Below are 10,269 nucleotides of genomic sequence, written 5' to 3'. Positions count from 1 at the left end.
TTGAAATTTAGATAATCAAAAATCTGTCGCCAATAAAGCTCACAAAAACTACAAGAATTAGTGTTAAGTGCTTTAACAAGCGCCCAAAAATCGCCGAACAACCCTACTTCACAAACGGTAGCTCAAATTTAACCCACTCGTAGTCAAGTCCGACTTTCGTCACAGCCTCATAACAAATCGCGCTAAGAAGCCCCGCAAAAAGACCTGCAACCATATCGTCACCCATCACGCCTAGCCCGCCTTTTACGTTTTTGTCGATGCGGCCGATCACGGACGGTTTCCAGATATCAAGCACCCTAAAAAACAGAACCGAGAGCACAAACTGCACCGCCGTAGCGCCGCTGATAGATATCGCCAGCCAAACGCCCGCAACCTCGTCTATCACGATACTGCCGTGATCGTGCACGCCGGTTTTGGCCTCATAGTCGTCGATAATCTTGATGCTATATAAAAAAAGACAAATCGAAACTAAAAACAGCGTGGAAGCAGGCAAAAACATCAAAAATCCATACGCCGCTACCGCACCCGCTATAGAGCCCACCGTGCCGGGAGCCTTAGGGCTAAGACCTGCACCGAAAAACATTAAAAATAACCTTTGCATAATTTTCCTTGAAATCAAATTTAAATAATATGGCGCTTTTGTTCGCCGATTTTTAGTGCGATTTTAGCAAATTTAACGCGCAAATTTCAAAATTCGGACGCCAAATTTGCGGATTTCGGATATTTTCAAATTTGACGGCAAAAATGCGTTAAATTTATTAGATTTTACAACCGCAAATTTCAATCCGTACTTTCGGCTATCAAATTTAAAATTTCCAAGCTGCAATACAAATTCGCCGCTAGCCGAAGTATGACGCATTGCACCGAATAAGCCGCAGTTTCGCCTCGCGCCATAAATACCAAGTGCCAAATTTTAGAGTTTTTGCGGTGCGGGTCTTGGCAAGTAAAATTTGCAAATTTGAACGCAAAAGCAAAGATAAGATATCGCAAAACGGTCAGCTCGCAACGCTAATGCAAGCGCTCGCTCAGTAAATTTTAGCAGAGATAAAAACGCGAAGTTTCCCGAGCTAAATTTAACTCTACGCCGCTTCTAGCTACAAATTTGCGGCTCTTGGAAAGCGACCTCAAGCGCAGCGAAACTGCGCAAAATCTCTCCCATAACGAGCCGCAGTATAAAAGCCAAATTAAGCAAAAAAGTGCCAAACAAACAACGCATGCATATAGCAATAGCCGAGCTTAAGCGATATTCGCGCACAACATAAGTCAAAAAAGCTGGCTAAAAGCAAATTTAAGTCAGCGACGTCGTCTGATAAAGCTTCATCAAATTTTCGTAAAACTCCCTCTCCGTCTGCTTTTCAAGCAGCCCGTTGCTAGGAAAAAGATCATCGCAAAGCTTTTGGATATTTTCAAATCGGTTCGGGAAAAGCTCGCTCAGTATCATCGCTGAGATGTCGCGCCGCATGAGGATCGCAGGCGGCAAGATACCCGCTAGCAGCAATGTTTTTAGCGTCTGCGCGTGGTATTTGATATGATGGTGCTGGCCGTGCGGGCAGGTCTTGGTGCTAACTAGCGTCTTGCACTCGTCGCAGTAGACGAGCTCAGGCAGTACGACGATATCTAAATTTAGATCGTTTTTATAGCGCTCTAGTACTGTGTGAGCGACGTTGTGATCGTAAAACATCCCTATGCCCGCGTGATTTTGCCCGACTATTAGCTTATGAGCACCCAGCCTATGCGCCGCGATGCACTCCAGCGTCGGATTTAGGTGCGAGCTAAAGAGGTTTGAGTTCTCAAAAGGCACGATGATCAGGCGATTTTTAGGAACGTAGTTTTGGATGAAGTATTCTAGCACGCTTTTTTTGAGCGAAAAGCTCATCATCTCGTCCGCGCCGTGGCTTTTTAGTAAAAATAGCAACACCAGATCGGAGCTATCTATCGTCATCCTGATGAGACGCTCGTGCGCGCGGTTAAATGGCTCCGCAGTTAGCATGATCGCCGAGACCTTGCGGACGTTTTGCTCTCTTTTGATCTCTTCGATGAGTTTTCTTACCTCGGCTAGCTTGTCGTCGTAGATTTTTATCTCGCCGCTTACGGCCAGTTCGCCGCTTTGGCTTTGCTGTGCGGACGCGGCTTCGTTAGCGCGAAAGATATTTTGCGAGCTTTTTTCGGCGCTAAATTTAAATACCTCGCCGACCTCGATATATCCCACGACCTTGCCGCCGTTGATAAGCTCGATATGATCGCCTTTTGCGGAGTTTTTTATCGTTTCTTGATTGCGCTTGCCGTGCGGCGCAAAGACAAAAGTATATGGCATCGGCTCGCCGGCTAAAAAGCCCGTCTCGTAGATCTCGTTCGCCTCTTTTTCGTTCATCAGGCGGTTAAATTTGCTAAAAATTTGATTTTCTATGAGATCAAGCGCGCCGAAAGCCTCGTCGTTTATCCAAACGGCGTTATTTTTTCTTGACGACGTCATATTTTTTCCTCTTTTCCTCCCGCTATAGTTTCCCAAATTCTATAGCTTTTTTATAGAGCAAACCTTTTATCTGAGTTCCTCTAATTTCTGTTTCTTGAGCTTGTAATTTGTCCTGATAGTTTACGATGATATGCTTGATGTAGTCGTCGATCGTCAAAATTTCGTCGATTTGGAAATTTTTCTCATCGCTTGTGATGTTTAGCGTCTCCATCGGCGTCTCTTCGTTCAGATTGGTCGAGCTTGCGATAAGCTTGCGTTTGGCCGCGAGAGAGACGATCTGATTTTTGGTCTCTTGGCGTAAAATTTGAAAATTTGAAAAATACAAAAGCGTGCGCGGATTTGCCGCTGCTATTGCCTCTACGTCGATGCCGGGCTCAAGCGGCACGTACTTAAAGCTCAAATTTAGCGCCTTTGCGTACTCAAAAACGAAGTTATCGGCGTTTATCATTTTATTGCATTTGATGAGAAGCGGCAGCTTTATGCGCTTAAAGTCGAAATTTAGCGCCGAAACAGCCTTAAAATGATAGTTTAAGTAGTCCTGATAGGTCTTTATAAATGTTTGCAGCCGCCTAAATTCCTCGAAATGCTTGATCTTTCGCACCAACTCCTCGATCATAAACGGCTTTTGTATGTAGTCGCTTGCACCCGCTTGTATCGGGATTGAGACGGTGTCGTTGCTAATATAGGTGATGAGCAGGATGACGACGGAGTCTTTAAATTTTTGTATGATTTTTAGCGTCTCGTCGCCCGCAAATGCGCTAGAGAGCAGGACCACGTCAAAGTGTACGTCTTTGCCGCCCTCCTTTGCCCTCTGCTCAGGCTCGCTTTTCATCGCCTCCGCCGCGCTCCTTGCGATCTCGCACTCGTAGCCTAGATTTTCTAGCTTCGAGGCGATGCTTTGGGCTAGGTAGATTTCGTTTTCTATTATCAAAACTCTCATTTTTTTACTTTCGTCGTTTTATTTTTGCGTCCAGTCGTAAATTTTTAGACTCGCCGACGCCGTAGCGGCTATACCCTCGCCTCGCCCCGTAAAGCCCAGCTTCTCGGTCGTAGTGGCCTTTACGTTTATGCGGCTCGGGGTTAAATTTAGTGCATTTGCGATGTTTATTTCCATCGCGGATTTAAATTTACTAAGCTTTGGCCTCTCGGCGATGACGGTGACATCGGCGTTTATAAGCTCAAATCCGACGCTTTGAACGAGCCTATATGCTTCTTTTAGTAACATAGCCGAGTCCGCACCCTTAAATTTATCGTCCGTGTCAGGGAAATGTTCGCCTATATCGCCCAGCCCGGCCGCTCCAAGCATGGCGTCGATGAGCGCGTGGATAGCTACGTCGCCGTCAGAGTGAGCCTTTAAATTTCGCTCAAAAGGAATTTTCTCTCCGCCGATTGTTACGAAACTTCCCTCTTTTTTCTCTTCTTCAAAGGCATGCACGTCAAAACCGTTGCCCACGTAAATTTCGTTTGACGGCGCGCTAAGGCCGCAAATTTTAGAAAGGTCGTCTTTAAATGTAATTTTTCTAGCGTTTTCATCACCCTGCACGTACCAAATTTTACCGCCCGCAGCCGCTATCGCCGAGCTATCGTCGGTGTAAATTTGACCCGCTTCAAGCGCGCTTTTTAGCATTGCCGTGCGCGAGAGCTGCGGCGTCTGGATGAGCTTGATCTGCTCTCTATCGACAGTCTGGGATCCCAGATAAACGGTATCTGGCACTTTTAGCGTAGGCACGACGCAGTCGGCATTTTGGATGCCGCCTATTATACGAGAAAAAAGCTCGGCGCTAATCATCGGACGAGCTATGTCGCTAACTAAAACGTATTCGCTTTGAACGAGTTTAAGCGCGTTTTTTAGGCTCTCTTGACGGGTCGCGCCGCCTTTTATAAAGCGATACGTTGGGGCAAATTTGCTCATATATTTTTCCTCGTTTGAGGCGATGATTATCTCTTTAAAAGCATAGTGCGAGCTTAAATTTTTAGCCGCAAAGAGCCATAGCGGATCGCCTCCGACGCGCAACCACTGCTTTTTAACGGGCATTTCAAAACGACTGGAGCTTCCGGCTCCGAGCATTATCAGCGTAACGTCTAGCAAAATTTCTCCTTTGGCGAAGTGTTACGATATTATACATCCCAAAAGCTTGTTTTTATCTTTTTTGAGTAAGATTAGAACCAAAAATTTTAAGGAGCGAAACATGAAAGAATTTCGGGTCAAATTTGACTCCGCCGACAAAACTCCGACGCAGATGTACTACGCTAAAAAAGGCGTTATAACGCCTGAGATGAACTACGTAGCGCAAGCTGAGATGCTAGATCCCAAGCTCATTAGAAGCGAGGTCGCCGCGGGCAAGATGATAATCCCAGCCAACATCCATCACGAAAATTTGCTCCCGATGGCGATCGGCAGGGAGGCTAAAACCAAAATCAACGCAAATATCGGCAACTCAAGCCTAAGCAGCGATATAGACGCCGAGCTTGAAAAGCTGCAAATTTGTCTAAAATACGGCGCCGATACGGTCATGGATCTAAGCACTGGCGGCGATCTAGATGCCATTAGAAGCGCCATAATCGCAAACTCCACCGTCCCCATAGGCACCGTGCCGATGTATCAGATCATCCACGACATAAAAGAGGTCGAAAATTTGAAGGCGGCGGACATCCTAAAAACGCTCGAAAAGCAGGCTCGCCAAGGCGTTAGCTACTTTACGATACACGCGGGCTTTTTGCTCAAATTTATGCCGCTGGTTGCAAAACGTAAGATGGGTATAGTTAGCCGCGGCGGTAGCCTAACTGCTAGCTGGATGATGCATCATCATAAAGAAAACCCGTTTTACGAGGCCTTTGACGATATTTTAGAAATTTGCGCCGCTCACGACGTCGCGCTCTCTCTTGGCGATGGGTTGCGCCCTGGCTGCCTATACGACGCGACTGATGAGGCTCAGCTTAGCGAGCTGCGGGTTTTAGGCGAGCTTACGCTGCGCGCATGGGAGAAAAACGTGCAAGTGATGATCGAGGGGCCGGGTCATATTCCTTTAAACCAAATAGAGTATAATATGAAAATCGAACGCGAGCTGTGCCACGGCGCGCCTTTTTACGTACTAGGGCCGCTACCTACGGACATCGGCGCGGGGTATGATCATATCACTTCGGCTATCGGCGGGACGATGGCGGCCTTTTACGGAGCCTCGATGCTGTGCTACGTGACGCCCAAAGAACACCTTGGTTTGCCAAACGCAAACGACGTCAGAGAGGGTATCGTAGCGCATAAAATCGCCGCTCACGCAGCCGACGTCGCGCTAGGCAAAGCAGGCGCAATAGAGCGCGATCACGCGATGAGCGACGCTAGATACGCTTTTGACTGGAACAGGCAGTTTGAGCTAAGCCTAGATCCCGAAAGAGCGCGCGAGCTGCATGACGAGAGCTTGCCGCAAGAGTCGTTTAAAAAGGCGGAATTTTGCTCGATGTGCGGGCCTAAATTTTGCGCGTATAAAATTTCAAAAAATCTAATGAAGGAGAAAAATGTTAAGTAAAGAGGATGTCTTAAACAGACTAAAAGGCGTGATATATCCGGGCTTTGAGAAAGATATCGTGAGCTTTGGATTCGTAAAAAACGTCGAAATCGGCGATAAAATTTTAATCGAAGTCGAGATCGTTAGCTCAAGCCCAGAGGTAGCAAACGAGCTAAAAACAGACATCAAACGTGTCATGGGCTCAAATGAGTACGTGCTAAATTTGATCCAGCCAAAGATACCTGAGGAGAAAAGTAACACTCAAAGTGGCAAAAATATCGCGCCTCAAGTTAAAAATTTCGTAATGGTAAGCTCGGGCAAAGGCGGCGTGGGCAAGAGCACTACGACGCTAAATTTAGCTATCTCGATGGCAAAACTAGGCAAAAAAGTAGGCATCCTAGACGCCGACATATACGGCCCAAATATCCCTAGAATGCTCGGCGAAGTAGGCACGCAGCCTCAAGTCGTCGGCAACAAGCTAAAACCGATCCTAACTCACGGCGTCGAGATGATGAGCATGGGCGTACTAATGGAAGAAGGCATGAGCCTCATCTGGCGCGGCTCGATGATAATGAAAGCTATTGAGCAGCTACTAAAAGACGTATTTTGGAGTGAGCTGGACGTGCTGTTTCTGGATATGCCTCCGGGAACGGGCGACGCACAGCTAACCCTAGCTCAAAGCGTACCGGTGACTGCGGGCGTTTGCGTCACGACGCCGCAAGTGGTAGCGCTAGATGATAGCAAGCGCGCGCTAGATATGTTTGAGAAGCTTCACATCCCGATTGCCGGCATCGTAGAAAACATGAGCGGATTTATCTGCCCTGAGAGCGGCAAGGAGTATGATATATTTGGAAAAGGCACGACCGAGGAGGTAGCAAAAGCCTACGGTACCGAGGTGCTAGCCGAGATACCTATCGAGCCGGCTGTTCGTGTGGGCGGCGACAGCGGCAAGCCGGTGAGCTTTTACGAGCCAAACTCGGTCACGGCTAAACGCTACGAAAAAGCGGCGGCTAGACTGTGGGAGATAATAGAAAATATCAACGATGACGGCGGTGCGGACAACTCGTCTATCCAGCCCGTGATGGACGGCAAGAGCGCTTGCTCGAAGTAAAATTTAAAATCTAAAGCCCGAATTTACTCAAATTCGGGCTTTAACTCTCGCAAATTTACAAATTTAGGAGAACGACGATGAAAGCGATCGTAACGGTGATCGGTAAGGACAAGGTTGGCATTGTGGCGGGCGTTTCGGCTAAGCTCGCGCAGCTTGGGCTAAACATAGACGACATCAGTCAGACGGTTTTAAACGAGTTTTTTACGATGATGGCGGTGGTTTCCAGCGACGAAAAGCAGGACTTTACGGCTCTAAAGGGGGAGCTAAACGAGCTAGGCGAAAAGCTAAAAGTTAAAATCAACATCCAAAGTTCAGCGATCTTTGACTCCATGCACAACATCTAAGGCGCGCAGATGGATATCAAAAACGTAACCGAAACGATCGCGATGATCGAGGAGCAAAATTTCGACATCCGCACGATCACAATGGGCATCAGCCTGCTTGACTGCATCGATCCAGATATCGACAAAGCCGCAGAGAAAATTTACGCAAAGATCACCGACAAAGCGCGCGATCTGGTAAAGGTCGGCAATGAAATTTCAGCAGAGCTCGGTATCCCGATCGTAAATAAGCGCGTCTGCGTAACGCCTATCGCCATCATCGGCGCGGCGACGGATGCCGCAGACTACGTGCCGCTTGCTAGAGCGATGGACGAGGCGGCACAAAAGGTCGGCATCGACTTTATCGGCGGCTTTTCGGCGCTAGTGCAAAAGGGCTACGCAAAGGGCGATAAAATTTTAATAGAATCCATCCCCGCCGCGCTTGCCGCGACACAAAAGGTCTGTGCATCCGTTAATATCGGCTCGACCAAAACAGGCATAAATATGAGCGCGGTCGCCGACATGGGGCGCGTGATCAAAGAGACGGCGCGGCTTTCCGATCTTGGCGCCGCCAAACTCGTCGTGTTTGCCAACGCCGTCGAGGATAATCCCTTTATGGCGGGTGCATTTCACGGCGTGGGCGAGGCCGAGGTCGTCATAAACGTGGGCGTATCGGGCCCCGGCGTCGTTAAACGAGCGCTTGAGAAGGTGCGCGGTCAAAGCTTTGACGTGGTCGCCGAGACCGTGAAAAAGACTGCGTTTAAGATCACGCGCATCGGACAGCTCGTCGGTCAAATGGCGTCCGAGCGGCTGGGCGTGAAATTTGGCATCGTAGATCTCTCGCTAGCTCCGACTCCGGCGGTGGGCGATTCGGTCGCGCGCGTGCTTGAGGAGATGGGACTAGAGCGGGTCGGCACGCACGGCACGACGGCTGCGCTTGCGCTGCTAAACGACGCGGTCAAAAAGGGCGGAGTAATGGCATGCAACCAAGTAGGCGGGCTTAGCGGCGCGTTTATCCCCGTTTCCGAAGACGAGGGCATGATAGCTGCGGTGCGCGCAGGATCGCTAAATTTAGAAAAGCTCGAAGCGATGACCGCGATCTGCTCGGTGGGGCTCGATATGATCGCGATCCCTGAGGATACGCCCGAGCAGACGATCGCCGCGATCATAGCCGACGAGGCCGCGATCGGAGTGATAAATCAAAAAACGACCGCCGTGCGCATAATCCCAAAAGGCAAAGAGGGCGATACGCTAGAATTCGGCGGGTTACTCGGCAGCGCGCCCGTGATGAGCGTAAATAAAAACTCATCGGCGGACTTCATCGCCCGCGGCGGCCAGATACCGGCACCTATTCATAGTTTTAAGAACTAAATTTGCAAAGTCCGCTCAAATTTGCGGACTTTACCTCTTCAAATTTATATGCGACGTTTAAATATCTTTTAGTTAAAATAACACCAAAAATTTATCTTAAGGAGCTATAAGTGAAAATTTTACGTTTTCTAGCAGCGCTTTGTTTTGTCGCGGCGGCTGCATCGGCGTCTGATGACGAAAAGGTAAAAAGCATCGATATCTACGTGACGCCGTACTACTCGGCAAATGGCGGCAAAGCCGACCACGTAAAGGTTTACGACAAGATAGACGGCCTGCTAAAAAGCGGCACGCTAGAGGACTTTAGGAGCGCGGAAAAGATCGTGCAGGACGCTCCGCAGATGGTCACGCCGATGACTCTTTTCGTGCTTTCGGCTCGCGCTTACGATCTTGGCCTGCGCGACGAAGCGGTGTTTTGGTTTTACAACGCTAAAAACCGCGCGATCTTGCTACGAGAGGTTATAAATTTGGACGACGGTAGATTTTTTGAGGTCAAAAGCGCGATAGGAGCGTTTATCAAGCTGGTTGGCGATGTGGTAAATCCATACGCTTTTTGCGATATCAAAAAGCAGCAAGATATCGCCGCAAAATCGCTTGAGTGGAGCAAGGCGAACGTTTACGAAGCTATGTTTTTACCGGAGTTTGCGTCGCCTCACGCAGATAGAAAAGAAGCTCTCGCAAAAGCAATAGAAGCCCTAGAAGCACGCGCGCAAAAAGAAAAAGATTATTTTTTGAATGAGGAAAATTTGGCTAAATTTAAAGCTATGCGTAAACAAAACGGGGCTGACGAGAGGTTTTGTTTTTAAAAACCAAAATGCCGTTTTAGATTTTACTAAAACGGCGTAAATTTAAGAGCTATGCGTTTTGGCAGTAGTCGCTCGGATCTTTTTCGTGCGGATCCTGTTTCGCAAATCTCGCCTCATAAGCTCGATAGACCAAAACCATAGCGCGTATCCGACAAACTCGGAAACGTGCTCGTACCAAGGCAGCGTCCAAAGCGGCGGCGTAACTCCAAGAATAGGCAAAGTAATAACGTGAACGGCGATATTGGCTAAAATACCGGCCGCAACGCCTTGCCAAAGCGTGATTTTCGGAAATCTCTCCGCAACAACGCAGTAAGCTACAGCAAAAACGATCGAAAACAAAATATGCGTAAAATGCACGTAGTTAAACGCATGCCCCGCAAACTCGTAAATCGCAGCATACGGGCCGGTAATGCCCAAATAATCGCGTAAAAATACATACGGCGGGTTTAGAAAATTACGCGAGCAGTCAATCTGATCCGCTGCTCTAATAAGGCCCTTTGGACCGCAAGCGGCGTCAAACATATCTTTTGGACTGCGCGCCGACAACGGAAATTCCCCGCCCCATTTAACAAAAGCCGACATAATACCGTTAGGAATGCCTAGCAGTGCGGCCAAACCGAAACGCTCTTTAGTTTGCGAACTCATGATTCCACCTTTCTAAAAAAATAAGGCGTGTAGCATTCTTTTT

Annotated in this window: 10 protein-coding genes; 5 read left to right on the top strand and 5 right to left on the bottom strand. The window is 48.3% G+C overall.

Annotation, left to right across the window (positions count from 1 at the left end):
- Positions 1 to 103: 103 nt before the first annotated feature.
- The 4 genes from Q0200_RS04530 to Q0200_RS04515 all read right to left on the bottom strand — a co-directional run bounded on the left by Q0200_RS04530 (position 104) and on the right by Q0200_RS04515 (position 4,562).
- Positions 104 to 601: a phosphatidylglycerophosphatase A gene (locus Q0200_RS04530; protein ID WP_297938274.1), complete on the bottom strand. Its 498-nt coding sequence runs from the start codon at positions 599 to 601 to the stop codon at positions 104 to 106.
- A 687-nt stretch (positions 602 to 1,288) separates the two neighbouring features.
- Positions 1,289 to 2,509 carry a sulfate adenylyltransferase gene (locus tag Q0200_RS04525; protein WP_297938271.1) on the bottom strand — a complete coding sequence of 407 codons (1,221 nt, stop codon included), beginning with the start codon at positions 2,507 to 2,509 and terminating at the stop codon, positions 1,289 to 1,291.
- Positions 2,496 to 3,413, bottom strand: coding sequence for a response regulator (locus Q0200_RS04520; RefSeq protein WP_297938269.1), 918 nt, complete (start codon positions 3,411 to 3,413; stop codon positions 2,496 to 2,498). Before Q0200_RS04520 ends, Q0200_RS04525 begins: the two co-directional genes overlap by 14 nt.
- 18 nt (positions 3,414 to 3,431) lie before the next feature.
- Positions 3,432 to 4,562: a bifunctional 2-C-methyl-D-erythritol 4-phosphate cytidylyltransferase/2-C-methyl-D-erythritol 2,4-cyclodiphosphate synthase gene (locus Q0200_RS04515; protein WP_297938266.1), complete on the bottom strand. Its 1,131-nt coding sequence runs from the start codon at positions 4,560 to 4,562 to the stop codon at positions 3,432 to 3,434.
- Between the two features lie 100 nt (positions 4,563 to 4,662).
- Between Q0200_RS04515 and thiC the strand changes: the two genes are divergently transcribed.
- The 5 genes from thiC to Q0200_RS04490 all read left to right on the top strand — a co-directional run bounded on the left by thiC (position 4,663) and on the right by Q0200_RS04490 (position 9,581).
- Positions 4,663 to 5,997 carry a phosphomethylpyrimidine synthase ThiC gene (gene thiC, locus Q0200_RS04510; protein WP_297938263.1) on the top strand — a complete coding sequence of 445 codons (1,335 nt, stop codon included), beginning with the start codon at positions 4,663 to 4,665 and terminating at the stop codon, positions 5,995 to 5,997.
- Positions 5,987 to 7,087, top strand: a complete 1,101-nt coding sequence (locus Q0200_RS04505; RefSeq protein WP_297938260.1) for an Mrp/NBP35 family ATP-binding protein — start codon at positions 5,987 to 5,989, stop codon at positions 7,085 to 7,087. Before thiC ends, Q0200_RS04505 begins: the two co-directional genes overlap by 11 nt.
- A 77-nt stretch (positions 7,088 to 7,164) precedes the next feature.
- Entirely contained in the window at positions 7,165 to 7,431 is a 267-nt protein-coding gene (locus Q0200_RS04500) for an ACT domain-containing protein (RefSeq protein ID WP_297938257.1), read from the top strand.
- A 9-nt stretch (positions 7,432 to 7,440) separates the two neighbouring features.
- Positions 7,441 to 8,778 carry a PFL family protein gene (locus Q0200_RS04495; protein ID WP_297938254.1) on the top strand — a complete coding sequence of 446 codons (1,338 nt, stop codon included), beginning with the start codon at positions 7,441 to 7,443 and terminating at the stop codon, positions 8,776 to 8,778.
- Positions 8,779 to 8,888: 110 nt separating this feature from the next.
- Positions 8,889 to 9,581 (top strand): cytochrome-c oxidase, encoded by a 693-nt coding sequence (locus Q0200_RS04490; protein WP_297938250.1) that lies wholly within the window; start codon positions 8,889 to 8,891, stop codon positions 9,579 to 9,581.
- Between the two features lie 42 nt (positions 9,582 to 9,623).
- Here the strand turns inward: Q0200_RS04490 and Q0200_RS04485 are convergent, their stop codons facing one another.
- Positions 9,624 to 10,226, bottom strand: coding sequence for a DUF1440 domain-containing protein (locus Q0200_RS04485; RefSeq protein ID WP_297938247.1), 603 nt, complete (start codon positions 10,224 to 10,226; stop codon positions 9,624 to 9,626).
- Positions 10,227 to 10,269: the final 43 nt, after the last annotated feature.

The sequence above is a fragment of the uncultured Campylobacter sp. genome (assembly GCF_938045225.1).
Classification (GTDB): domain Bacteria; phylum Campylobacterota; class Campylobacteria; order Campylobacterales; family Campylobacteraceae; genus Campylobacter_A.
The sequence above is the reverse complement of the archived record's forward strand: the minus strand, read 5'-3'. Positions and strand labels throughout refer to the sequence as shown.

Coding starts and splice junctions, on each gene's coding strand:
- Q0200_RS04495 (WP_297938254.1), top strand. CDS start 7,441: ATGGATATCAAAAACGTAACCGAAACGATCGCGATGATCGAGGAGCAA.
- Q0200_RS04505 (WP_297938260.1), top strand. CDS start 5,987: ATGTTAAGTAAAGAGGATGTCTTAAACAGACTAAAAGGCGTGATATAT.
- thiC (WP_297938263.1), top strand. CDS start 4,663: ATGAAAGAATTTCGGGTCAAATTTGACTCCGCCGACAAAACTCCGACG.
- Q0200_RS04520 (WP_297938269.1), bottom strand. CDS start 3,413: ATGAGAGTTTTGATAATAGAAAACGAAATCTACCTAGCCCAAAGCATC.
- Q0200_RS04530 (WP_297938274.1), bottom strand. CDS start 601: ATGCAAAGGTTATTTTTAATGTTTTTCGGTGCAGGTCTTAGCCCTAAG.
- Q0200_RS04485 (WP_297938247.1), bottom strand. CDS start 10,226: ATGAGTTCGCAAACTAAAGAGCGTTTCGGTTTGGCCGCACTGCTAGGC.
- Q0200_RS04500 (WP_297938257.1), top strand. CDS start 7,165: ATGAAAGCGATCGTAACGGTGATCGGTAAGGACAAGGTTGGCATTGTG.